Origin of the sequence: Klebsiella sp. JN_Kp122, assembly GCF_040062085.1 — a bacterium.
Taxonomy (GTDB): Bacteria; Pseudomonadota; Gammaproteobacteria; order Enterobacterales; family Enterobacteriaceae; genus Klebsiella; species Klebsiella aerogenes.
In genome coordinates this window covers 97,136-118,671 of record NZ_JBEAHW010000041.1, presented here as the reverse complement: position 1 = coordinate 118,671, position 21,536 = coordinate 97,136, and the positions used below count along the sequence as shown (strand labels likewise).

General features: G+C 55.3%; 27 protein-coding genes. 14 read left to right on the top strand and 13 right to left on the bottom strand.

Annotated features, from left to right (window positions below):
* Positions 1–15 precede the first annotated feature (15 nt).
* The 3 genes from arcB to mtgA all read left to right on the top strand — a co-directional run bounded on the left by arcB (position 16) and on the right by mtgA (position 3,962).
* Positions 16–2,352, top strand: a complete 2,337-nt coding sequence (gene arcB, locus ABLU78_RS17250) for an aerobic respiration two-component sensor histidine kinase ArcB (protein ID WP_015703609.1) — start codon at positions 16–18, stop codon at positions 2,350–2,352.
* A gap of 234 nt (positions 2,353–2,586) precedes the next feature.
* Positions 2,587–3,240: an isoprenoid biosynthesis glyoxalase ElbB gene (gene elbB / locus ABLU78_RS17245; protein WP_032709251.1), complete on the top strand. Its 654-nt coding sequence runs from the start codon at positions 2,587–2,589 to the stop codon at positions 3,238–3,240.
* Positions 3,237–3,962 (top strand): monofunctional biosynthetic peptidoglycan transglycosylase, encoded by a 726-nt coding sequence (gene mtgA / locus ABLU78_RS17240; protein ID WP_015369490.1) that lies wholly within the window; start codon positions 3,237–3,239, stop codon positions 3,960–3,962. Before elbB ends, mtgA begins: the two co-directional genes overlap by 4 nt.
* A 22-nt stretch (positions 3,963–3,984) precedes the next feature.
* On the opposite strand, the gene npr is transcribed toward mtgA, so the two are convergent.
* The 11 genes from npr to ABLU78_RS17185 are packed head-to-tail and all read right to left on the bottom strand — an operon-like array spanning position 3,985 to position 11,869.
* The gene (gene npr, locus ABLU78_RS17235; RefSeq protein WP_002918431.1) at positions 3,985–4,257 is read right to left on the bottom strand and encodes a PTS phosphocarrier protein NPr; all 273 of its coding nucleotides are present in this window, start codon (positions 4,255–4,257) and stop codon (positions 3,985–3,987) included.
* A complete protein-coding gene (gene rapZ / locus ABLU78_RS17230; RefSeq protein WP_015369491.1) occupies positions 4,254–5,108 on the bottom strand; it encodes an RNase adapter RapZ in 855 nt (284 codons plus the stop codon). The genes npr and rapZ overlap by 4 nt, the downstream gene beginning before the upstream one ends.
* Positions 5,109–5,153: 45 nt before the next feature.
* Positions 5,154–5,642 carry a PTS IIA-like nitrogen regulatory protein PtsN gene (gene ptsN / locus ABLU78_RS17225; protein ID WP_015369492.1) on the bottom strand — a complete coding sequence of 163 codons (489 nt, stop codon included), beginning with the start codon at positions 5,640–5,642 and terminating at the stop codon, positions 5,154–5,156.
* Positions 5,643–5,700: 58 nt separating this feature from the next.
* Positions 5,701–5,988, bottom strand: a complete 288-nt coding sequence (gene hpf, locus ABLU78_RS17220; protein WP_048229556.1) for a ribosome hibernation promoting factor — start codon at positions 5,986–5,988, stop codon at positions 5,701–5,703.
* 22 nt (positions 5,989–6,010) lie between these two features.
* Positions 6,011–7,444 carry an RNA polymerase factor sigma-54 gene (gene rpoN / locus ABLU78_RS17215; protein ID WP_032715896.1) on the bottom strand — a complete coding sequence of 478 codons (1,434 nt, stop codon included), beginning with the start codon at positions 7,442–7,444 and terminating at the stop codon, positions 6,011–6,013.
* Between the two features lie 47 nt (positions 7,445–7,491).
* Complete coding sequence (gene lptB, locus ABLU78_RS17210) at positions 7,492–8,217, bottom strand: LPS export ABC transporter ATP-binding protein (protein WP_004206203.1); 726 nt, start codon at positions 8,215–8,217, stop codon at positions 7,492–7,494.
* Between the two features lie 6 nt (positions 8,218–8,223).
* Complete coding sequence (lptA, locus tag ABLU78_RS17205) at positions 8,224–8,769, bottom strand: lipopolysaccharide ABC transporter substrate-binding protein LptA (protein WP_015369494.1); 546 nt, start codon at positions 8,767–8,769, stop codon at positions 8,224–8,226.
* A complete protein-coding gene (gene lptC, locus ABLU78_RS17200) occupies positions 8,738–9,313 on the bottom strand; it encodes an LPS export ABC transporter periplasmic protein LptC (RefSeq protein ID WP_015369495.1) in 576 nt (191 codons plus the stop codon). Before lptC ends, lptA begins: the two co-directional genes overlap by 32 nt.
* Positions 9,310–9,876, bottom strand: coding sequence for a 3-deoxy-manno-octulosonate-8-phosphatase KdsC (kdsC, locus tag ABLU78_RS17195; RefSeq protein ID WP_015369496.1), 567 nt, complete (start codon positions 9,874–9,876; stop codon positions 9,310–9,312). The genes lptC and kdsC overlap by 4 nt, the downstream gene beginning before the upstream one ends.
* A gap of 14 nt (positions 9,877–9,890) precedes the next feature.
* Positions 9,891–10,877 (bottom strand): arabinose-5-phosphate isomerase KdsD, encoded by a 987-nt coding sequence (gene kdsD, locus ABLU78_RS17190; RefSeq protein WP_015369497.1) that lies wholly within the window; start codon positions 10,875–10,877, stop codon positions 9,891–9,893.
* Between the two features lie 14 nt (positions 10,878–10,891).
* Positions 10,892–11,869: a calcium/sodium antiporter gene (locus ABLU78_RS17185; RefSeq protein ID WP_042897934.1), complete on the bottom strand. Its 978-nt coding sequence runs from the start codon at positions 11,867–11,869 to the stop codon at positions 10,892–10,894.
* 206 nt (positions 11,870–12,075) lie between these two features.
* On the opposite strand from ABLU78_RS17185, the gene mlaF reads away from it, so the two are divergent.
* The 7 genes from mlaF (at position 12,076) to murA (ending at position 16,883) form a co-directional block, all read left to right on the top strand.
* A complete protein-coding gene (mlaF, locus tag ABLU78_RS17180; protein ID WP_015369499.1) occupies positions 12,076–12,888 on the top strand; it encodes a phospholipid ABC transporter ATP-binding protein MlaF in 813 nt (270 codons plus the stop codon).
* Positions 12,889–12,895: 7 nt separating this feature from the next.
* A complete protein-coding gene (mlaE, locus tag ABLU78_RS17175) occupies positions 12,896–13,678 on the top strand; it encodes a lipid asymmetry maintenance ABC transporter permease subunit MlaE (RefSeq protein ID WP_015369500.1) in 783 nt (260 codons plus the stop codon).
* A gap of 4 nt (positions 13,679–13,682) precedes the next feature.
* A complete protein-coding gene (gene mlaD, locus ABLU78_RS17170) occupies positions 13,683–14,234 on the top strand; it encodes an outer membrane lipid asymmetry maintenance protein MlaD (RefSeq protein ID WP_015369501.1) in 552 nt (183 codons plus the stop codon).
* 18 nt (positions 14,235–14,252) lie between these two features.
* Positions 14,253–14,888, top strand: coding sequence for a phospholipid-binding protein MlaC (gene mlaC, locus ABLU78_RS17165; RefSeq protein WP_015369502.1), 636 nt, complete (start codon positions 14,253–14,255; stop codon positions 14,886–14,888).
* The gene (gene mlaB / locus ABLU78_RS17160) at positions 14,888–15,178 is read left to right on the top strand and encodes a lipid asymmetry maintenance protein MlaB (RefSeq protein ID WP_015369503.1); all 291 of its coding nucleotides are present in this window, start codon (positions 14,888–14,890) and stop codon (positions 15,176–15,178) included. Before mlaC ends, mlaB begins: the two co-directional genes overlap by 1 nt.
* Positions 15,179–15,314: 136 nt before the next feature.
* Positions 15,315–15,569: a BolA family iron metabolism protein IbaG gene (gene ibaG, locus ABLU78_RS17155; RefSeq protein WP_015369504.1), complete on the top strand. Its 255-nt coding sequence runs from the start codon at positions 15,315–15,317 to the stop codon at positions 15,567–15,569.
* A 54-nt stretch (positions 15,570–15,623) separates the two neighbouring features.
* Positions 15,624–16,883, top strand: a complete 1,260-nt coding sequence (gene murA / locus ABLU78_RS17150; protein WP_015369505.1) for a UDP-N-acetylglucosamine 1-carboxyvinyltransferase — start codon at positions 15,624–15,626, stop codon at positions 16,881–16,883.
* A gap of 62 nt (positions 16,884–16,945) precedes the next feature.
* On the opposite strand, the gene sfsB is transcribed toward murA, so the two are convergent.
* Together sfsB and ispB are read right to left on the bottom strand one after the other, a co-directional pair.
* On the bottom strand, positions 16,946–17,218 hold the full coding sequence (sfsB, locus tag ABLU78_RS17145) for a DNA-binding transcriptional regulator SfsB (RefSeq protein ID WP_015703605.1): 273 nt from the start codon (positions 17,216–17,218) through the stop codon (positions 16,946–16,948).
* Between the two features lie 195 nt (positions 17,219–17,413).
* Positions 17,414–18,385: an octaprenyl diphosphate synthase gene (ispB, locus tag ABLU78_RS17140; protein ID WP_015369507.1), complete on the bottom strand. Its 972-nt coding sequence runs from the start codon at positions 18,383–18,385 to the stop codon at positions 17,414–17,416.
* Between the two features lie 260 nt (positions 18,386–18,645).
* Here ispB and rplU point away from each other — a divergent pair, with 260 nt between their 5' ends.
* From rplU to cgtA, 4 genes are all read left to right on the top strand, one after another.
* Entirely contained in the window at positions 18,646–18,957 is a 312-nt protein-coding gene (gene rplU / locus ABLU78_RS17135; RefSeq protein WP_015703604.1) for a 50S ribosomal protein L21, read from the top strand.
* Between the two features lie 21 nt (positions 18,958–18,978).
* On the top strand, positions 18,979–19,236 hold the full coding sequence (rpmA, locus tag ABLU78_RS17130) for a 50S ribosomal protein L27 (protein ID WP_002434222.1): 258 nt from the start codon (positions 18,979–18,981) through the stop codon (positions 19,234–19,236).
* A gap of 99 nt (positions 19,237–19,335) precedes the next feature.
* Entirely contained in the window at positions 19,336–20,301 is a 966-nt protein-coding gene (locus tag ABLU78_RS17125; protein ID WP_015369509.1) for a DMT family transporter, read from the top strand.
* 15 nt (positions 20,302–20,316) lie between these two features.
* Positions 20,317–21,492 carry an Obg family GTPase CgtA gene (cgtA, locus tag ABLU78_RS17120; protein ID WP_015369510.1) on the top strand — a complete coding sequence of 392 codons (1,176 nt, stop codon included), beginning with the start codon at positions 20,317–20,319 and terminating at the stop codon, positions 21,490–21,492.
* Positions 21,493–21,536 lie beyond the last annotated feature (44 nt).

Here is a 21,536-nt window from a genome sequence, read left to right as displayed (position 1 = left end):
GATAAGGAATCCCTCATGAAGCAAATTCGTATGCTGGCGCAGTACTATGTCGACCTGATGATGAAGTTAGGTCTGGTGCGCTTTTCAATGCTGTTGGCTCTGGCGCTGGTGGTGCTGGCTATCGTGGTGCAGATGGCCGTCACGATGGTGCTGCATGGACAGGTGGAGAGTATCGATGTCATCCGCTCTATCTTCTTCGGGCTGCTGATTACCCCCTGGGCGGTCTATTTTCTGTCAGTGGTGGTCGAACAGCTGGAAGAGTCGCGTCAGCGCCTCTCGCGGCTGGTGGAAAAGCTGGAAGAGATGCGCGAGCGCGATCTTAAGCTTAACGTACAGCTCAAGGATAATATCGCCCAGTTGAACCAGGAAATTGGCGAACGTGAAAAAGCGGAAGCGGAGCGCGAAACCACGCTGGAACAGCTGAAAATAGAGATGAAAGAGCGCGAAGAGACGCAAATTCAGCTAGAGCAACAATCCTCTTTCCTGCGCTCTTTCCTTGATGCCTCACCGGATCTGGTTTTCTATCGTAACGAAGATAAAGAGTTCTCCGGCTGTAACCGGGCGATGGAATTGTTGACCGGTAAAAGCGAAAAGCAGCTGATTCACCTCAAGCCGCAGGATGTCTATAGCGAAGAAGCCGCGGTGAAAGTGCTGGAGACCGATGAGAAAGTCTTCCGCCATAATGTCTCACTGACCTACGAACAATGGCTCGATTATCCCGATGGGCGTAAAGCCTGCTTTGAGATCCGCAAGGTCCCCTACTATGACCGCGTGGGCAAGCGCCGTGGCCTGATGGGCTTTGGCCGCGATATTACCGAGCGTAAGCGCTATCAGGACGCGTTGGAGCGCGCCAGCCGGGACAAGACCACCTTTATCTCAACCATCAGCCACGAGCTGCGTACGCCGCTCAATGGCATCGTTGGGCTCAGCCGCATCCTGCTGGATACTGAATTGACCAACGAGCAGGAAAAATATCTGAAAACTATCCATGTTTCAGCGGTGACGCTGGGGAATATCTTCAACGATATTATCGATATGGATAAGATGGAGCGGCGCAAAGTTCAGCTTGATAATCAGGAGGTGGATTTTACCAGCTTCCTTGCCGATCTGGAGAACCTCTCAGGCCTGCAGGCGCAGCAGAAAGGTTTGCGCTTTGTGATGGAGCCAACCCAGCCGCTGCCGCATAAGGTGATAACCGATGGCACGCGTCTGCGGCAGATCCTGTGGAACCTGATCAGCAATGCGGTGAAGTTTACCCAACAGGGCAATGTCACCGTGCGCGTCCGCTATGACGAAGGCGATATGCTGCACTTCGAAGTCGAGGACTCCGGTATCGGCATCCCGCAGGCGGAGCAGGACAAAATTTTCGCCATGTATTATCAGGTGAAAGACAGCCACGGCGGTAAACCGGCAACCGGTACCGGTATCGGGCTGGCGGTATCGCGCCGGCTGGCGCGCAATATGGGCGGCGATATCAGCGTGACCAGCCAGCCGGGGCAGGGGGCGACGTTTACCTTGACCGTACACGCGCAGGCGGTAGCTGATGAAGTTGAAGATACGCTGGCCGAAGACGATATGCCGCTGCCGGCGCTGAATGTGCTGCTGGTGGAAGATATCGAACTGAACGTGATTGTCGCCCGTTCGGTGCTGGAAAAATTGGGCAACAGCGTGGACGTGGCGATGACTGGTAAAGCCGCGCTGGAGATGTTCGAACCCGGCGAATACGACCTGGTGCTGCTGGACATTCAGCTACCGGACATGACCGGCCTCGATATCTCGCGACAGCTAAAACAACGCTATGCCGCCGATGAGTTGCCGCCGCTGGTGGCGCTGACCGCCAACGTCCTGAAGGACAAAAAAGAGTATCTTGATGCCGGCATGGATGATGTACTGAGCAAGCCGCTGTCGGTACCGGCGTTAACCGCGATCATCAAGAAATTCTGGGATGCGCCGGAAGACGATGGCCATGAGCCGCCTGCGGTGGATGTGGCGAAATCGGCATCGGTACTGGATACCGACATGCTGGAACAATATATCGAGCTGGTGGGGCCGAAGCTGATTACCGACGGGCTGGCGGTGTTCGAGAAGATGATGCCGGGCTACATGTCCGTGCTGGAATCTAATCTCACCGCGCGCGACCAGAAAGGTATCGTCGATGAAGGCCATAAAATTAAGGGCGCGGCGGGGTCGATAGGCTTGCGCCATATCCAGCAATTAGGGCAGCAGATCCAAACGCCAGATTTACCCGCCTGGGAAGACAACGTCGGTGAGTGGGTGGAAGAGATGAAATCCGAGTGGCAAAACGATGTTGCGGTACTGAAGGCCTGGATTGCGGCGGCGGATAAAAAATGACCCCGGATAAACCGGGGTGCGCGAATACTGCGCCAACACCAGGGAACTGGTTGTTGAGCCAGGATTGTTCGAGTGATTTTTTTACACGGCGCAACCTGAGGATTTGGCTTGCTCGCTCATTAAGATAGCAAACCATAAATATTTTGTTACGTGAATCGGTAAAATATGTGAAGCATAGCGAGTAAATCAAAATTATTTACTTGTTTCATAGAGTTGCGCTAAGGGGTTAGCAAGATGAAGAAGATTGGCGTGGTATTAAGCGGCTGTGGCGTTTACGACGGCGCAGAAATCCATGAAGCGGTCATTACCCTGTTGGCCATTGCGCGTCGCGGCGCGCAGGCGGTTTGCTTTGCGCCGGATAAGGCGCAAACCGACGTGATCAACCATCTGACCGGCGAAACGATGGCGGAAAGCCGCAACGTGCTGATTGAAGCGGCGCGCCTGGCGCGCGGCGCTATTCAGCCTTTGGCCAGCGCCCGCGCGGACGAGCTGGATGCGCTGATTGTGCCAGGCGGCTTTGGCGCGGCGAAAAACCTGAGTAATTTTGCCGCCCAGGGAAGTGAATGCGTTGTTGATCGCGATCTGCAGGCGTTAACGCTGGCTATGCACGAAGCGGGTAAGCCGCTGGGCTTTATGTGTATCGCGCCGGCGCTGTTGCCGAAGATTTTCCCGACGCCGCTGCGGATAACCATCGGTACCGATCCGGATACTGCCGAGGTGCTGGAAGAGATGGGCGCGGAGCACGTGCCGTGCCCGGTTGACGACATCGTGGTCGATGAAGACAACAAAGTGGTGACCACGCCTGCTTATATGCTGGCGCAGAATATTGCCGAGGCAGCCAGCGGTATTGAGAAACTGGTCGATCGCGTACTGGTTCTCGCTGAATGAGTAAGCGTGTTGCGCCGCTGGCGATGATTAAGCGCCTGCTGTTACGCCTGCTGCTGGTCTGTGTGGTGTTCTGGGGCGGCGGTATCGCCGTATTCAGCGTCCTGCCGGTGCCGTTCTCAGCGGTGATGCTGGAGCGCCAGGTTAGCGCCTGGTTCTCCGGTGATTTCCATTATGTCGCCCATTCTGATTGGGTTGGCATGGACGAGATTTCCCCCTGGATGGGGCTGGCGGTGATTGCCGCCGAAGATCAGAAATTCCCCGACCACTGGGGTTTTGACGTACCGGCAATCGAAAAAGCGCTGGCGCACAACGAACGGAATGAAAATCGAATTCGCGGCGCGTCGACGCTCTCTCAGCAGACGGCAAAAAACCTGTTTTTATGGGATGGCCGTAGCTGGTTGCGCAAGGGGCTGGAAGTGGGGCTGACGGTCGGAATTGAAACGGTCTGGAGCAAGAAGCGCATTCTTACCGTGTACTTGAATATTGCCGAGTTTGGCGACGGTATTTTCGGCGTAGAAGCGGCGGCCCAGCGCTATTTTCATAAGCCGGCCAGCCGTTTGACCCCTGCAGAGGCCGCGCTGCTGGCGGCGGTATTACCGAACCCGATTCGTTTTCGCGCCGATGCGCCATCAGGCTATGTTCATAGCCGACAAGCGTGGATCCTGCGCCAGATGCGTCAGTTAGGCGGCGAAGGCTTTATGCAGGCCAATAAGCTGCATTAACCGCGATCCCGCCGGGAGATGATTAGTCTTCATCAAACCCGGCGTTGAACAGCGCAATTACCGCTGCCAGCGCTTCGACTTCCTGCGGGCCGCTGGCCTCCACCTCAATTTGGCGTCCTTTGGCGGAATCCAGCATCAGCAGGGCGATAACGCTGTTGGCTTCCGCTTCGGTGCCTTCGTCGTTGCGTAGCAACACTTCCGCATCGAAATTCTGCATCAGCTCGAAAAGCTTCATTGCCGGGCGCGCGTGCATGCCCAGCTTGTTGGTGATTTCAACGGTTTGCTTGACGGTCATGATTTACGTTTTTCCAGCGTCCGGTGACGAGATTGCACGTTCTTACCGCGCGAACGGAAGTAGTCAGCCAGCTGTTCGGCAATATAGACCGAGCGATGCTTACCGCCGGTACAACCAATGGCCACCGTCAGATAGCTGCGGTTATTGGTTTCCAGCATCGGCAACCATAGCTCCAGATAGCTACGCGTCTGGTAAATAAAGTTATGCACTTCCGTATGGCGATCGAGGAAGGCGGCAACCGGTTTATCGAGGCCGGTCATGGGGCGCAGCTTCGGATCCCAGTGCGGGTTTGGCAGGAAGCGGACGTCAAATACGTAATCGGCATCGATAGGGATACCGTGTTTGAAGCCGAATGATTCAAAGACCATCGTCAATTCACGCTCGCGTTTACCTAACAGGCGGGTACGCAGCATCTCGGCCAGTTCATGCACCGACATTTCGGAAGTATCGACGATCAGATCCGCACGGGAGCGCAGCGGCTCAAGCAGATCGCTCTCTTCGTCGATCGCGCTTTCAAGCGACAGATTCTTGCTGGAGAGCGGATGTAAGCGACGGGTATCGCTGTAGCGGCGGATCAGGGTGTTACGGTCGGCATCAAGGAACAGCAGCTGCGGGGAGAAGGATTCCGGCAGATTCTGCATCGCTTGTTCAAAGATTTCCGGTGATTCCGGCATATTGCGCACGTCAATGCTGACGGCCGCGGAGATATCGCGGTCGGCCAGCGTTCGCGCCAGCTCAGGCAACAGCACTACCGGCAGGTTATCCACACAGTAGAAGCCCATATCTTCCAGCGCTCGCAGGGCGACGGATTTCCCCGAGCCAGAGCGGCCGCTGACGATCATCAGTACCATGTACCGTTTCTCCTCAGTACGATAAAGGTTAAGACGCGACTCACGTTAAGCGTCATCGCTGCTTCCTGCTTCGGTGATGATCTCATACAACTCTTCATCGCTCACCGCAGCGCGCAGGCGACGGCAGATGGTTTTGTCCGCCAGACGTTTGGCGACCAGCGAGAGCGTATGCAGATGGGTTTTGGTTTGATCGGCCGGCACCAGTAGCGCAAACAGCAGATCGACCGGCTGATTGTCGATCGCATCGAAGGCGATCGGCGTTTCCAACTGCACAAATACGCCAACGGCGCGCAGGGTATCCTCTTCAAGCTTGCCGTGAGGGATCGCAATGCCGTTGCCGATCCCGGTACTGCCCATTTTTTCACGGGTCAGGATCGCTTCAAAGACCACCTGCGGCGGTAAACCTAGCTGCTTCGCCGCCAGTTCGCTGATGATTTCCAGCGCGCGTTTCTTGCTCTGGCAGTGAACCTGGCTACGGGTACAATCCTGGTTAAGGACATTGCTCAGTTGTAGAGCGGAATCGTTGTTCATCATAATTTCACCTGAGCTGCCCTTATCCGCGGGCTGCGGATAAGGGCGATCGCCCGGACAATTAGTGTTGTTTCAGTTTATCTTTATGTTTTGTTAACTGTCTTGCCAGCTTATCGATAAGACCATCGATAGCGGCATACATATCCTGCCCTTCCGCACTGGCATGGATTTCGCCACCGTTGACATGCAAATTGGCGTCCGCGATTTGCGTCACCTTCTCTACTTTTAACACAATATAGACCTGGTTGATCCTATCGAAAAACTGCTCCAGTTTGCTGAACTTCGTAGTGACGAAGTCGCGCATGGAGGGAGTGATCTCGACGTTGTGTCCTGTAATGTTGAGCTGCATAGTGTCTTCCTTATCGGTTGTGTCAGACCAGTTGTTTGCGCTGGTTTGACGGCGGAATGGATAAAGACTCTCGGTACTTAGCAACAGTGCGCCGCGCCACCATAATACCCTGATCGGAGAGCATGGTGGTGAGCTTGCTGTCGCTCAACGGCTTCGCGGGGTTCTCCGCGGCGATTAACTTCTTCACCAGCGCACGAATGGCGGTAGACGAGGCTTCGCCGCCGCCTTCGGTATTGACGTGGCTGGAGAAGAAATACTTCAACTCAAAAATACCGCGTGGACTGTGCAGATATTTTTGCGTGGTAACGCGTGAAATGGTTGATTCATGCATCTCGACGGCCTGGGCGATATCCGCCAGCACCATCGGTTTCATAAATTCTTCACCCTGCTCAAAGAAGGCCTGCTGCTGTTCGACGATGCAGCGGCTGACGCGCAGCAGGGTATCGTTACGGCTCTCAAGGCTCTTAATCAGCCAGCGGGCTTCTTGCAGGTTGCTGCGGATAAACTGGCTGTCGGCGTCGTTGCGCGCATTATTGCCCATCGCCGCGTATTGCTGATTAATCTTCAGCCGCGGAATGCTGTCGGAATTGAGCTCGACGACCCAGCGGCCGTTAACCTTGCGCACCAGTACATCCGGGATCACGTATTCCGGCTCGCTGGTTTGAATGGACTGACCCGGGCGCGGATCCAGCGACTGGATCAGGCAAACCGCCTCTTTCAGAACGTCTTCTTTCAAGCGAGTGACGCGCATCAGGCTACGGAAATCGTGGTTGGCCAGGAGATCAAGATGCTCGCTGATAATCAACCTGGCTTCTTCCAGCCACGGCGTCTCTTTGGCAAATTGTGAAAGCTGGATCAGCAGGCAGTCACGGAGATCCCTGGCGGCGACGCCGACCGGATCGAAACGCTGTACGCGCTTGAGTACCGCTTCAACTTCCTCAAGACCAATTTCATCATCTTCGATACTGTCGACAATGTCCTGAATGGAAATAGTGAGGTAGCCGGTCTCGTCAACGGCATCGACGATGGAGGTGGCTATCGCGCGGTCGGTATCGGTGAATGGCGTGAGCTCGACCTGCCACATCAGATAATCCTGCAGGCTTTGGGTGGTCTCACCCTGATAGATCGGCAGTTCATCGTCCTGGTAGTCGACGCCATTACCCGACGGCGTGCCGGCGGTGTAGATTTCATCCCAGCTGGCGTCCAGCGGGAGCTCGTCCGGCATCTCTTTTTGTTCGAGCGCGTCGACGGTATCCAGAGACTCGCGGTCCTCGGCTTCTGTGGTTTCAACCTCTTCGTGAAGATCGGTTTGCTCAAGCAACGGGTTACTCTCCAGCGCCTGCTGGAGTTCTTGCTGGAGTTCTAACGTGGACAGCTGCAACAAGCGGATGGCCTGCTGCAGTTGGGGCGTCATGGCAAGCTGTTGGCTTAGCCTTAATTGCAAACCTTGCTTCATGTTCAGGGTCAATATCTCCGGCTAAAACGTCTATAACCTCTACCCTATCAGAGTCTGAAGTCTTCCCCAAGGTACACGCGTTTAACCTGCTCGTCTTCAAGGATTTGCTGCGGGGTGCCGTGGGCGATGAGATGGCCCTGGCTCACGATATAAGCTCGTTCACAGACCGCCAGCGTCTCCCTGACGTTATGGTCAGTAATGAGTACGCCCAGCCCGCTGTCGCGCAGGTGTTCGATGATGCGTTTAATATCGATAACCGAGATAGGGTCAACCCCGGCGAACGGTTCATCCAGCAGGATGAATTTCGGGTTCGCCGCCAGCGCGCGGGCGATTTCGACGCGGCGGCGTTCACCGCCGGAGAGCGCCTGGCCCAGGCTATCGCGCAGGTGTTCAATGTGGAACTCTTCCATCAGCTCTTTAGCGCGATCTTCACGCTGCTCGCTGCTGAGATCGTCGCGGATCTGTAGCACCGCCATCAGATTATCGTAGACGCTCAGGCGGCGGAAAATAGAGGCTTCCTGCGGCAGGTAACCGATGCCGCGCCGCGCGCGGGCATGTAGCGGCAGCAGGCTGATATCTTCATCGTCAATGATGATGTTGCCGGCGTCGCGCGGCACGATGCCTACCACCATATAAAAGGTGGTGGTCTTACCGGCGCCGTTCGGGCCCAGCAGGCCGACGATTTCACCGGAGTTGACGGTCAGGCTGACGTCTTCCACCACGCGGCGGCCTTTGTAGGCTTTGGCGAGATTTTTTGCAGTTAATGTTGCCATAACGGATTACTTACCTTTCTTCTGCTGATCGCCGCTTTTGTCCTGCAACTGCGAAGGTACCAGCACCGTAGTCACGCGACCGCCTTTGTTGCTGAAGGCCTGCATTTTCTGCTCTTTCACCAGATAAGTGATTTTGTCGCCCTGAATATTGCTATCCAGCTGTTCCAGATGCGCGTTGCCGGTCAGCACCACGAAATCGTTCTGCAGTTCATAATGCATTTTCGACGCGCGGCCTTTCACCGGCTTGCCGTTGTCCTGCATCTGATAGAAGGTGGCCGGATTGCCGAAACCGTCGATCACCTCTTTGCCTTTTTCACCGCCAGGGCGGGTAACCACGACTTTGTCGGCATTGATTTTAATGGTCCCTTGGGTGACGACCACGTTGCCGGTGAAGGTCACGACGTTGCCCTGCATATCCAACGACTGCTGATCGGACTCGATGTGAATCGGCTGATCGGTATCGCCGGTTTTTGCCAGAGCCGGCAGGCTGGCGGCCAGAAGCGCGCTTGCGAGCGCAATGTTAAGGCTGAGTTTGTTTGTTCTGAATTTCATAAGAGGTTCTAACCTTTTCAATCAGCTCGGCATTTTTGCTGCGTAGGTTCCCGCGCATTTTCAGGCCGCTGGAATTAAATGTTGTTCCGTACAACGTCACCATATCGTCAGAGGTTACATCCTGGGTCACCAGGTTTACCTGCGCGTTATCGGTGGTAATTTTGCGCAGTTGAGAGTCGGGGCTCAACGCGTCGACCTCAACATGGCCGTAAAGATACAGCATACGGTCGTTGGTTAACTTGGCTTTATCCGCTCTGATTGACCAGGTCGGAACCTTATTGGTATCAAAGGTGGTCATCACCGGATTGGTGAACCACGATACTTCTTGTTCGGAAAAGTATTCGACATGCTCGGCTATCAGACGATAGCTCAGCGCGCCTTCCGGGCTGTACACCACGGTATCGGTATGCTCGCTTTTATACGTCGGATCGTTAGGATTGACCGCGACGGTCGCGGTGTCGTCCGTACTCGCCAGGTTCAGGCCGATCAGGATCAACGCGACCAGCGATAGTAAGATGATAACCCAACGTCTGGTTTTACTCATATTGATTGCCCTTTGGCCTCATCAAGCTTGCCCTGCGCCAATAGTAACAAATCGCAGACTTCGCGTACCGCGCCGCGTCCGCCGTTAATTCGCGTGACGTAATTCGCCCGCGGGAGCAACAGCGGATGCGCATCGGCGACGGCGACGCTTAAACCGACTTCCGCCATTACCGGCCAGTCGATCAGATCGTCGCCAATATAAGCGACTTCATCCGGGCGAACCGCCAGTTTGCTTAATAATTCACGAAACGCCAACAGCTTATCGGACTGACCTTGATACAGATGCGTAATGCCCAACGTCTGGCAGCGGTCTTCTACCAGTTTAGCTTTTCGCCCGGTAATAATCGCGACTTCAATACCGGAAGTCAGCGCGCAGCGGATCCCGTAGCCATCGCGGACGTTAAACGCTTTCAGCTCTTCGCCGTTGTTGCCCATATAGATAAGACCATCGGAAAGCACGCCGTCGACGTCGAGGATCAGTAAACGGATCTTCGCCGCCCGGTCGATAAATTCCTGGCTTACCGGCCCGTAGCAGGTGTCGACCTGGGCATCAGCATTATTCATTATTTTATCCTTACTTACACTACGCCAGCGCGCAGCAGATCGTGCATATGTACCACACCTAGCAGCCGGTCGCCATCGGCAACCAGCACGCAGGTGATATGGCGGGACTGCATCAGGTTGAGCGCATCTACCGCCAGCATGCCTGGACGAATGCGGATCCCGCCTGGGGTCATGACTTCAGCGATGCTGGCGTTGCGCATATCGACGCCGGTATCGAAGACGCGGCGCAGGTCGCCATCGGTGAAGATGCCGATGATATTCATCTCGTCATCGCAGATGGCCGTCATGCCCAGATTTTTGCGGGTGATTTCCAGCAGCGCGTCGCGCAGGGTAGCCTGCAGGCCGACGTGGGGGATCTCGTCGCCAGTATGCATAATATCATTGACCCGCAGCAGCAGCTTACGACCGAGTGCGCCGCCGGGGTGCGACAGGGCGAAATCTTCGGCGGTAAAGCCGCGCGCTTCGAGCAGCGCCACGGCGAGGGCGTCACCCATCACCAGCGCGGCGGTGGTGCTGGAGGTCGGCGCCAGCCCTAGCGGACAGGCCTCTTTCGGCACTTTCACACACAGATGAATATCGGCGGCGCGCGCCATGCTGCTATCCGGACGGCTGGTGACGCAGATAAGCGGCACCTGCTGGCGTTTAAGCACCGGAATCAACGCCAGGATTTCATTAGATTCACCGGAATTAGATAACGCGATGACCACATCCTGCGGCGTCACCATCCCCAAATCGCCGTGAGCGGCTTCACCGGGATGGACAAAAAAAGCCGAGGTGCCGGTACTGGCGAAGGTCGCCGCCATTTTGCGCCCGATATGCCCGGATTTGCCCATACCCATCACTACGACCTTACCGCCGCAGCGGAAAATCGTCTCACAGGCGCGGGTGAAATCTTCATTAATATACTGATCGAGCTGGGCCAGACCTTCACGTTCAATTTCCAGAACCTGACGTCCTGCCTGTTGAAAGTCAAAATCCGTTGGCAAATCTATTTGCGACATGATGTTACCCCAATTCATTCAACGAAGTACGGCGCTGAACAGAACAGCACCGCCAACCAAACCAGAAAGCCGCCGACCAGCAAGGCGCCCGCTACGCGCCCCGGCTGCCGTTTACGCCGCCAGCACAGCAGCGCGAAGATCGCGCTGACCAGCAGCATCACGCTGTAGTCGCGCGTAAAAGCTTCAGCAGGGAAGGCGCCAGGGGCGATTAACGCCGGCAGCCCGAGCACCAGCACGAGATTAAGGATATTGGCGCCAATGATATTCCCGATGGCGATATCGTCTTCCCCTTTTCGTGCGCCGGCGATAGCGGTGGCCAGTTCCGGCAGGCTGGTGCCGATAGCAATGACCGTTAAGCCCACCGTCAGTTCGCTAATGGCGAAATAGTTCGCCAACACCGTGGCGTTATCTACCACCATACGGGTGGCCATCGGCATGACGATCATCGCCACCCCAAGCCACAGCAGGGCGACGGGTAGCGAACCACCGCGCGGCAGCTCCGCCAGCTGTTCCCGGGTCAGGCTATCGCTACCCTGACGTTCCGCCAGGCGCGCTATTTTTAGGGTAAACACCAGCCACAGTATGGCCAGCGCCAGTAAAAACAGCCCGTCCAGACGCGAGAGCTGGCCATCGTAGAGCACAAATCCCGCCAGTAAACTGACCAGCAACATTAGCGGCAATTCGCGGCGCAGGATATCAGAATGCACGGTAAATGGATGGAGCAGGGCGGCAAGACCGAGAATTAATAGAATATTCGTAATATTGGATCCCAACGCCGTACCGATCGCCAGATCGGTTTGCCCGTGAAGGGAGGCGGCGGTGGAAACGATGATCTCCGGCAGGCTGGTACCGATGCTCACGACCGTCATGCCGATGATGAGCGGCGGGATCCCCATCATGCGACACAGTATTGAAGCGGCGTATACCAGACGATCGGCGCTGTAAACTACCAGCAGTAAACCAATTATTAACAGAGCCGTTGCTAAGAGCATCTAAAGTCCTTTCTTCAGGTATAATCGTCGCCTCGCTGGCCGTCCGTACGCAGCGTAACGAATTCTTAATTTTGACTTTATGTGTGGCAAAAGTAAAACAAATGCCAGCTTTCGCTAACCCGGGCAGGTAAGATTCTGTAAAAATGTTGGGTTTGTGGTGAAAGAAAGCGCCATGCTTAGCCCGAAGGTTTAGTAAGGATGATTTTATGAGCCAAACTCTGGCGAATTTAGTCGAGGTTCGCGGTATTCGTTTCTCTCGGGGCGACCGCGTCATCTTCGATGATATCTCGCTATCGGTGCCTCGCGGCAAGATTACCGCCATTATGGGGCCATCGGGGATCGGCAAGACGACCCTGCTGCGTTTGATCGGCGGCCAGATCCCGCCGGACAGCGGCGAGATCCTGTTTGACGGCGAAAACGTGCCGCAAATGACGCGCTCGCGGCTGTATACCGTGCGTAAACGCATGAGCATGCTGTTTCAGTCCGGCGCGCTATTCACCGATATGAACGTGTTTGATAACGTAGCTTACCCGTTGCGCGAACATACTCAGTTGCCGGATGCGCTACTGCACACCACCGTCATGATGAAGCTGGAGGCGGTTGGGCTACGCGGCGCGGCGAAACTGATGCCTTCGGAACTCTCCGGCGGGATGGCGCGGCGCGCGGCGTTGGCGCGGGCGATTGCCCTTGAGCCGGATCTGATCATGTTTGATGAACCTTTCGTCGGACAGGATCCCATCACCATGGGCGTATTGGTTAAACTTATCTCAGAGCTGAATAGTACCCTGGGAGTGACCTGCATTGTGGTATCGCACGACGTACCGGAAGTGCTGAGCATTGCGGATTACGCCTACATCGTGGCGGATAAGAAAATCGTTGCCCACGGCAGCGCGCAATCGCTGCGTGAAAATAGCGATCCGCGCGTGCGCCAGTTCATTGATGGCATCGCTGACGGCCCGGTGCCGTTCCGCTATCCTGCGGGCGATTACCACCATGATTTATTAGGCAAAGGGAGCTAAACGACTCATGCTATTCAATGCGTTGGCAGCGCTCGGACACCGCGGCATCAAAACCACCGCGACCTTCGGGCGCGCCGGATTAATGCTGTTTAATGCCGTGGTGGGCAAGCCGGAATTTCGCAAACATGCTCCGCTGCTGGTGCGCCAGCTGTATAACGTCGGCGTGTTATCGATGCTGATTATTATCGTCTCGGGGCTGTTCATCGGTATGGTACTGGGGCTGCAGGGCTATCTGGTATTAACGACCTATAGCGCTGAAACTAGCCTGGGTATGCTGGTGGCGCTGTCGCTGCTGCGCGAGCTGGGGCCGGTGGTAGCCGCACTGCTTTTCGCCGGGCGAGCCGGTTCGGCGTTAACCGCCGAGATTGGCCTGATGCGGGCGACCGAGCAGCTCTCCAGCATGGAAATGATGGCGGTGGATCCGCTGCGCCGGGTGATTTCGCCGCGCTTCTGGGCCGGGGTTATCTCGCTTCCGCTGTTGACGATCATATTCGTCGCCGTAGGCGTCTGGGGCGGTTCGCTGGTTGGCGTCAGCTGGAAAGGCATCGACGCGGGGTTCTTCTGGACCGCGATGCAAAATGCCGTCGACTGGCGAATGGATCTGGTTAACTGCCTGATTAAAAGTCTGGTTTTTGCCGTTACGGTAACCTGGATTGCGTTATTCAATGGTTATGACGCTATCCCCACTTCCGCTGGAATTAGCCGGGCAACGACGCGCACCGTGGTGCATTCGTCGCTGGCGGTTCTGGGGCTGGATTTTGTGCTGACTGCGCTGATGTTTGGGAATTAAGTTCATGCAAACGAAAAAAAATGAGATCTGGGTAGGTGTGTTCTTACTGGCGGCGCTGCTGGCGGCGCTGTTTGTCTGTCTGAAGGCGGCGAACGTCACCTCGTTGCGTACCGAACCGACTTATCGTCTTTATGCGACCTTCGATAACATCGGTGGCCTGAAAGCGCGTTCACCGGTGCGCATCGGCGGTGTGGTGGTCGGTCGCGTCGCGGATATCACCCTCGATCCAAAAACCTATCTGCCGCGCGTTGCCATCGATATCGACGAAAGCTACAACCACATTCCGGATACCAGCTCGCTGGCGATTCGTACTTCTGGTTTGCTCGGGGAGCAGTACCTGGCGCTGAACGTCGGTTTTGAAGACCCGGAACTGGGCACCGCGATTCTTAAAGACGGCGGTACGATTCAGGACACCAAGTCCGCCATGGTGTTGGAAGATCTGATAGGCCAGTTCCTCTATAACAGCAAGGGCAGCGATAATCAGAATTCTGACAATGATAAGGCGGCGGCTGAGGGTCATACTGACGCTACGCCGCAGGCCGGCATGACGCATTAATTTCAGGAGAGACAAGATATGTTTAAACGCTTACTCATGGTCGCCATGCTGGTGATTGCTCCACTAACAGCCGCGCATGCCGCGGATCAAACTAACCCGTATAAGTTGATGGACGAAGCGGCGCAGAAGACCTTCGATCGTCTGAAGAACGAACAGCCGAAGATCAAAGCCAACCCGAACTATCTGCGTGATATCGTCGATCAGGAACTGCTGCCTTACGTGCAGGTGAAATATGCCGGCGCGCTGGTGCTGGGCCGTTACTACAAAGAGGCGACGCCTGCACAGCGTGAAGCCTATTTCGCCGCCTTCCGCGAGTATCTGAAACAGGCTTACGGTCAGGCGCTGGCGATGTATCACGGCCAGACTTACCAAATTGCGCCTGAGCAGCCGCTGGGCAGTGCAACCATCGTGCCGATTCGCGTGACCATCCTCGACCCGAATGGCCGTCCTCCGGTACGTCTGGACTTCCAATGGCGTAAAAATACCCAGACCGGCAACTGGCAGGCTTATGACATGATCGCCGAAGGCGTCAGCATGATCACCACCAAACAAAACGAGTGGAGCGACCTGCTGCGTACGAAAGGCGTTGATGGTCTGACCGCGCAGCTGAAAGCTATTTCTGCCCAGCCTATCACTCTGGATCAGAAGAAATAATGAGCGAACAACTGAGCTGGAACCGCGACGGTGAACGCCTGGCGTTACGCGGCGAACTGGATCAGGAATTTATACTGCCGCTGTGGAATGCACGCGCGCAGGCGACCGACGGCGTATCCACTATCGACCTCAGCGACGTTTCACGGGTCGATAGCGCCGGGGTAGCGTTGCTGGTTCATTTTGTCGCGCTGGTACGTCGGCAGGGCAAAACGGCGCAAGTGGTAGGGAAAAGCGAAAATCTGCAAACGCTGGTTAGTCTTTACAACCTTCCGGCGGACATGATCCCGTAAATTTTTCAGTAGGTTAATGCTGAAGCTATTCTGAAAGCCCCATCAATCTGTTCGATGGGGCTTTTTGCTTGTTTAAGACAGCGCCACTTTCCTCTAAGATGTTGGGCTGTTTTCACACTCAGAAAAATGTGATCCCATGGAAAATCATGAAATTCAGACCGTGCTGATGAACGCACTCTCCCTTCAGGAAGTCCACGTCTCTGGCGATGGCAGCCACTTTCAGGTTATCGCTGTGGGTGAGATGTTTGACGGCATGAGCCGGGTAAAAAAACAGCAGGCTATCTACGCGCCGCTGATGGAATATATTGCCGACAATCGCATTCATGCGCTGTCGATCAAAGCGTTTACCCCGCAAGAATGGGCACGCGATCGCAAACTTAATGGCTTTTAAGCTGTAGGGATGTTCCCTACAGCGTTGATGAATTTTTAACCGAGAACAGAATCAATGGATAAATTCCGTGTTCAGGGGCCGACTCGCCTGCAGGGCGAGGTCACCATTTCCGGCGCTAAAAACGCTGCCCTGCCAATCCTCTTTGCCGCGCTGTTAGCCGAAGAGCCGATTGAAATCCAGAACGTACCGAAGCTGAAAGATATCGATACCACCATGAAGCTGCTGAGCCAGCTGGGCGCGAAGGTCGAGCGCAATGGTTCCGTATGGATCGATGCTGGCCCGGTAAATGTTTTCTGTGCTCCGTACGATTTAGTGAAAACCATGCGCGCTTCCATCTGGGCGCTGGGGCCGCTGGTGGCGCGTTTCGGCCAGGGCCAGGTTTCTCTGCCGGGCGGCTGCGCTATCGGCGCGCGTCCGGTCGACCTGCACATTACCGGCCTGGAACAGCTGGGCGCGGAAATCAAACTGGAAGAAGGCTATGTGAAGGCGTCGGTTAACGGGCGTCTGAAAGGCGCGCATATCGTGATGGATAAGGTCAGCGTAGGCGCGACCGTGACTATCATGAGCGCGGCGACGCTGGCTGAAGGCACGACCGTGATTGAAAACGCCGCGCGCGAGCCGGAAATCGTCGATACCGCCAACTTCCTTAACGCGCTGGGCGCGAAGATTACGGGTCAGGGTTCCGACCGTATCACCATTGAGGGCGTTGCGCGTCTGGGCGGCGGCGTTTATCGCGTGCTGCCGGACCGTATCGAAACCGGTACCTTCCTGGTCGCTGCGGCGATCTCCGGCGGTAAAATTATGTGCCGTCATGCGCAGCCTGATACCCTGGATGCGGTACTGGCTAAGCTGCGTGAAGCTGGCGCGGACATTGAAGTCGGTGAAGACTGGATTAGCCTCGATATGCACGGTAACCGTCCGAAAGCGGTCAACGTGCGTACCGCGCCGCACCCGGGTTTCCCAACCGACATGCAGGCGCAGTTCACCTTGCTGAACCTGGTGGCTGAAGGAACGGGTGTTATCACCGAAACCATCTTCGAGAACCGCTTCATGCACATTCCGGAACTGATCCGTATGGGCGCGCACGCGGAAATCGAAAGTAATACCGCGATTTGCCATGGTGTCGCGAAGCTGTCCGGCGCACAGGTCATGGCGACCGACCTGCGTGCATCTGCAAGCCTGGTGCTGGCGGGTTGTATTGCGGAAGGGACGACCATCGTCGACCGTATCTATCATATCGATCGCGGCTATGAGCGCATCGAAGATAAACTGCAGGCTCTGGGCGCGAATATCGAACGCGTCAAAGGCGAGTAATTCTGCTGCGGTAGCAGCCCTCTGACGTCCGTCCGGGGGCTGTTATCGATCTCTCCCTCACGTTAGGTCTTATGTCTCTTCTGACGCATCATCTGCGTTCTGTCGATGAACTGATGGGTAATGGGGTCGTGGTAACGCGATGGCCAGATAACCCACGGATCGGTTCCCAGCGCGTTCGCAATAATCAATTCGCCTTTAGGCCACGGACGGGTTAGCGCGTTGGCAAGCGTAGAAGAGCTTAATCCGTGACGTCGCGACTCAGCTGCGAGGGACGTCCCCTTTTTGCGAAGGCCGGCAATAATATCCGCTGAATGCCAGTCGATGAACTTATCCATAAATTCTCCCGGTGATAACTGTCTGCGCGTCAATACGGACGGCCGAAATACTATACCCTGGTTCTTATATGGTTTTAACAAGTTCCCGTATTGTTCTTGTACATTCAGAATATATTAAGGTTTCTGGCGTTATTTGAAGAATATTGGATTTTATTGGAACTCTCCCGCGCGGTGAGCACGGGAGAGAGGAGGGGATTAGTGGTCGCGCTGAACGGCGATATGCGCAAGGCCGATGAGGGCATCGCGCCATGGCGTATCCGGCAGAACCTGCAGTGCGGCGATAGCTTTATCGGCTTCCTCTTCCGCACGTTTCTGCGTCCACTCCAGCGAACCGCAGGCCGCCATGGTTTCAAGTACCGCGTCAAGCAGATGACGCCCGTTACCCTGCTCGATAGCGCCGCGAATCATTGCCGCCTGATCCGGGGTACCGTGATGCATAGCGTGTAGCAGAGGCAGCGTAGGTTTGCCTTCGTTCAGGTCATCACCGACGTTTTTGCCAAGGCGCTCGCCATCGGAACTGTAATCCAGCAGATCGTCAATCAGCTGGAACGCGGTGCCGAGGTAACGGCCATAATCCTGCAGCGCCTGTTCTTCTTCCGCGCTGCAACCAGCCAGGATACCGGAACACTGCGAAGCGGCTTCAAACAGACGGGCGGTCTTACTGTAGATGACCCTCATATAATTCTCTTCCGTGATATCCGGGTCGTTGACGTTCATCAACTGCAGGACTTCGCCTTCGGCAATGACGTTTACGGCTTCCGACATCACCTCCAGCACCTTCAGCGAACCGAGACGAGTCATCATCTGGAAGGCGCGGGTGTAGATAAAGTCGCCCACCAGTACGCTGGCGGCGTTACCAAACGCGGCGTTGGCCGTCGCTTTGCCGCGGCGCATATCGGACTCGTCGACGACGTCGTCATGCAGTAGGGTCGCGGTATGAATAAATTCGATCAGTGCGGCGATGTTGACGTGCGCATTCCCCTGATAGCCGACCGCGCGAGCTGCAAGCACGGCGATCATCGGACGAATACGTTTTCCGCCTCCGCTGACGATGTAGTAGCCTAACTGATTGATAAGCTGAACATCTGAGTTGAGCTGCTCAAGGATTGCCGCATTGACACCCGCCATATCCTGCGCGGTTAACTCATTGATTTTTTCTAAATTCATCGCAAAAGCCGGGCCAAATGTCCTGTTACCGCGAATCCAGGTGGGATCACAGAAGGATTAAGATAGAATTAAAAGAAGATATGATTGTACTGAAAAATCAGCGCAGATAAACGTTAGCGTGAAAGTTGTGTTTTTTTTCTGCGTTGATCGATGATCGCTCTTGTCAAAGGGTCGCGTTTTGCGTAATATTCGCGCCCTATTGTGAATATTTATAGCGCACTCTGAATCACACGAAGAGGTGCGCGGAAGCGGAGTTTTATATGTACGCGGTTTTCCAAAGTGGTGGTAAACAACACCGAGTAAGCGAAGGTCAGACCGTTCGCCTGGAAAAGCTGGACATCGCAACTGGCGAAGCTGTTGAGTTCGCTGAAGTTCTGATGATCGCAAACGGTGAAGAAATCAAGATCGGCGTTCCTTTCGTTGAGGGCGGCGTAATCAAAGCTGAAGTTGTTGCTCACGGTCGTGGCGAGAAAGTTAAAATCGTTAAGTTTCGTCGTCGTAAACACTATCGTAAGCAAGCAGGCCACCGTCAGTGGTTCACTGATGTGAAAATCACTGGCATCAGCGCCTAAGACTTGAGGGAGTAGATTTAAATGGCACATAAAAAGGCTGGCGGCTCGACTCGTAACGGTCGCGATTCAGAAGCTAAACGTCTGGGCGTAAAACGTTTCGGCGGTGAAGCAGTTCTGGCAGGTAGCATCATCGTTCGTCAACGTGGTACTAAATTCCACGCTGGCACCAACGTTGGTTGCGGCCGTGACCACACTCTGTTCGCTTTGACTGACGGTAAAGTCAAGTTCGAAGTTAAAGGCCCGAAAAACCGTAAATTCATCAGCATCGTTGCTGAATAAGTTTTTCGCGTCCTGGTGACGGATGAAAGCCCCGCAACACGTTGCGGGGCTTTTTACATTAGAATCCCGGAAAAAATTTCTGCAGGGAAAACGGGCATCATGAAGCAGCAGGCCGGCATTGGCATTCTTTTGGCGCTAACCACCGCGATGTGTTGGGGAGCACTGCCAATTGCAATGAAGCAGGTTCTTGAAGTGATGGAGCCGCCAACGGTGGTCTTTTATCGCTTTTTGATGGCCAGTATTGGTCTTGGCGCGATCCTCGCCATCAAAGGCAAACTGCCGCCGCTGCGAATTTTTCGCAAGCCGCGCTGGTTGGTTTTATTAGCGATTGCTACCGGCGGTCTGTTCGGTAACTTCATTCTGTTCAGCTCTTCCCTGCAATATCTCAGTCCAACGGCCTCCCAGGTCATCGGCCAGCTATCGCCGGTCGGCATGATGGTGGCAAGCGTTGTGATTCTGAAAGAGCGCATGCGCGGTACCCAGGTTGTAGGGGCGCTGATGTTGCTCAGCGGGCTGGTGATGTTTTTCAACACCAGCCTGATTGAAATCTTTACCCGTCTCACGGACTACACGTGGGGGGTAATTTTTGGTGTCGCAGCGGCAACGGTGTGGGTAAGCTACGGGGTCGCGCAAAAGGTGTTATTGCGGCGCCTGGCATCACAGCAGATACTATTTTTGCTGTACACTTTATGTACTATCGCATTACTGCCACTCGCTAAACCGGGGGTAATATCCCAACTGAGCGACTGGCAACTGGCTTGCCTGATTTTTTGCGGGCTGAATACCCTGGTCGGCTACGGGGCGCTGGCGGAAGCCATGGCGCGCTGGCAGGCGGCGCAGGTCAGCGCGTTAATTACCTTAACGCCACTGTTTACGCTACTGTTTTCTGATTTATTATCAATGGCCTGGCCCGATGTTTTCGCCAGACCGATGTTAAACCTGATTGGTTATCTCGGTGCGTTTGTCGTGGTTGCGGGCGCGATGTATTCCGCCATTGGCCATCGTCTTTGGGGACGCTGGCGCAAGCGAGAAGCGGTTGTACCGCTGCCCCGCTCAGGCGAATGATTTACGGAGAGTAAAATGAAGTTTGTAGATGAAGCAACGATCCTGGTCGTAGCAGGTGACGGCGGCAATGGTTGCGTTAGCTTCCGCCGCGAAAAATATATTCCGCGAGGCGGCCCGGACGGCGGCGATGGCGGTGACGGCGGCGACGTTTGGCTGGAAGCTGACGAGAACCTCAACACCCTGATCGACTATCGATTCGAAAAATCTTTCCGCGCAGAACGCGGACAGAACGGTCAGAGCCGCGACTGCACCGGTAAACGCGGTAAAGATGTCACGGTGAAAGTGCCTGTAGGGACCCGCGTCATCGACCAGGGAACCGGCGAGACCATGGGCGATATGACCAAGCACGGTCAGCGTTTAATGGTCGCGAAAGGCGGCTGGCACGGTCTTGGCAACACGCGCTTCAAATCATCCGTTAACCGTACCCCGCGTCAGAAAACTATGGGTACGCCGGGCGATAAGCGCGATCTGCAGCTCGAACTGATGCTGCTGGCCGACGTGGGGATGCTGGGGATGCCGAATGCCGGTAAATCCACCTTCATTCGCGCGGTCTCCGCGGCGAAGCCGAAAGTGGCCGACTATCCATTTACCACTCTGGTGCCGAGCCTGGGCGTGGTGCGTATGGATAACGAGAAGAGCTTTGTGGTCGCCGATATTCCGGGGCTGATTGAAGGCGCGGCGGAAGGCGCTGGCCTTGGTATTCGCTTCCTTAAGCACCTCGAGCGCTGCCGCGTGCTGCTGCACCTCATCGACATCGAGCCTATCGACGGTTCCGATCCGGTTGAGAATGCGCGCATTATCATCGGCGAACTGGAGAAATACAGCGAGAAGCTGGCCTCTAAACCGCGCTGGTTGGTCTTCAACAAGATTGACCTGATGGACAAAGCGGAGGCTGAAGCCAAAGCGAAGGCCATCGCCGAAGCGCTGGGTTGGGAAGATAAGTTCTACCTGATCTCTGCGGCCAGCCAGCAGGGCGTTAAAGAGCTGTGCTGGGACGTGATGACCTTTATCATCGAAAACCCAATCGTGCAGGCGGAAGAAGAGCAGAAGCCGGAGAAAGTCGAGTTCATGTGGGACGACTATCACCGTCAGCAGCTTGAAGAAGCCGAACTGGAAGAAGATGACGAAGACTGGGATGACGACTGGGACGAAGACGACGAAGAAGGCGTCGAATTCATCTACAAACGTTAATCCTGAGTAAAAAGGGCCGCATCATCCAATGCGGCCCTTTTGTT

What these genes read in the sequence shown, in the direction of transcription:
- arcB (WP_015703609.1), top strand. Translation starts at nt 16, where the DNA reads ATGAAGCAAATTCGTATGCTGGCGCAGTACTATGTCGACCTGATGATG.
- elbB (WP_032709251.1), top strand. Translation starts at nt 2,587, where the DNA reads ATGAAGAAGATTGGCGTGGTATTAAGCGGCTGTGGCGTTTACGACGGC.
- mtgA (WP_015369490.1), top strand. Translation starts at nt 3,237, where the DNA reads ATGAGTAAGCGTGTTGCGCCGCTGGCGATGATTAAGCGCCTGCTGTTA.
- npr (WP_002918431.1), bottom strand. Translation starts at nt 4,257, where the DNA reads ATGACCGTCAAGCAAACCGTTGAAATCACCAACAAGCTGGGCATGCAC.
- rapZ (WP_015369491.1), bottom strand. Translation starts at nt 5,108, where the DNA reads ATGGTACTGATGATCGTCAGCGGCCGCTCTGGCTCGGGGAAATCCGTC.
- ptsN (WP_015369492.1), bottom strand. Translation starts at nt 5,642, where the DNA reads ATGATGAACAACGATTCCGCTCTACAACTGAGCAATGTCCTTAACCAG.
- hpf (WP_048229556.1), bottom strand. Translation starts at nt 5,988, where the DNA reads ATGCAGCTCAACATTACAGGACACAACGTCGAGATCACTCCCTCCATG.
- rpoN (WP_032715896.1), bottom strand. Translation starts at nt 7,444, where the DNA reads ATGAAGCAAGGTTTGCAATTAAGGCTAAGCCAACAGCTTGCCATGACG.
- lptB (WP_004206203.1), bottom strand. Translation starts at nt 8,217, where the DNA reads ATGGCAACATTAACTGCAAAAAATCTCGCCAAAGCCTACAAAGGCCGC.
- lptA (WP_015369494.1), bottom strand. Translation starts at nt 8,769, where the DNA reads ATGAAATTCAGAACAAACAAACTCAGCCTTAACATTGCGCTCGCAAGC.
- lptC (WP_015369495.1), bottom strand. Translation starts at nt 9,313, where the DNA reads ATGAGTAAAACCAGACGTTGGGTTATCATCTTACTATCGCTGGTCGCG.
- kdsC (WP_015369496.1), bottom strand. Translation starts at nt 9,876, where the DNA reads ATGAATAATGCTGATGCCCAGGTCGACACCTGCTACGGGCCGGTAAGC.
- kdsD (WP_015369497.1), bottom strand. Translation starts at nt 10,877, where the DNA reads ATGTCGCAAATAGATTTGCCAACGGATTTTGACTTTCAACAGGCAGGA.
- ABLU78_RS17185 (WP_042897934.1), bottom strand. Translation starts at nt 11,869, where the DNA reads ATGCTCTTAGCAACGGCTCTGTTAATAATTGGTTTACTGCTGGTAGTT.
- mlaF (WP_015369499.1), top strand. Translation starts at nt 12,076, where the DNA reads ATGAGCCAAACTCTGGCGAATTTAGTCGAGGTTCGCGGTATTCGTTTC.
- mlaE (WP_015369500.1), top strand. Translation starts at nt 12,896, where the DNA reads ATGCTATTCAATGCGTTGGCAGCGCTCGGACACCGCGGCATCAAAACC.
- mlaD (WP_015369501.1), top strand. Translation starts at nt 13,683, where the DNA reads ATGCAAACGAAAAAAAATGAGATCTGGGTAGGTGTGTTCTTACTGGCG.
- mlaC (WP_015369502.1), top strand. Translation starts at nt 14,253, where the DNA reads ATGTTTAAACGCTTACTCATGGTCGCCATGCTGGTGATTGCTCCACTA.
- mlaB (WP_015369503.1), top strand. Translation starts at nt 14,888, where the DNA reads ATGAGCGAACAACTGAGCTGGAACCGCGACGGTGAACGCCTGGCGTTA.
- ibaG (WP_015369504.1), top strand. Translation starts at nt 15,315, where the DNA reads ATGGAAAATCATGAAATTCAGACCGTGCTGATGAACGCACTCTCCCTT.
- murA (WP_015369505.1), top strand. Translation starts at nt 15,624, where the DNA reads ATGGATAAATTCCGTGTTCAGGGGCCGACTCGCCTGCAGGGCGAGGTC.
- sfsB (WP_015703605.1), bottom strand. Translation starts at nt 17,218, where the DNA reads ATGGATAAGTTCATCGACTGGCATTCAGCGGATATTATTGCCGGCCTT.
- ispB (WP_015369507.1), bottom strand. Translation starts at nt 18,385, where the DNA reads ATGAATTTAGAAAAAATCAATGAGTTAACCGCGCAGGATATGGCGGGT.
- rplU (WP_015703604.1), top strand. Translation starts at nt 18,646, where the DNA reads ATGTACGCGGTTTTCCAAAGTGGTGGTAAACAACACCGAGTAAGCGAA.
- rpmA (WP_002434222.1), top strand. Translation starts at nt 18,979, where the DNA reads ATGGCACATAAAAAGGCTGGCGGCTCGACTCGTAACGGTCGCGATTCA.
- ABLU78_RS17125 (WP_015369509.1), top strand. Translation starts at nt 19,336, where the DNA reads ATGAAGCAGCAGGCCGGCATTGGCATTCTTTTGGCGCTAACCACCGCG.
- cgtA (WP_015369510.1), top strand. Translation starts at nt 20,317, where the DNA reads ATGAAGTTTGTAGATGAAGCAACGATCCTGGTCGTAGCAGGTGACGGC.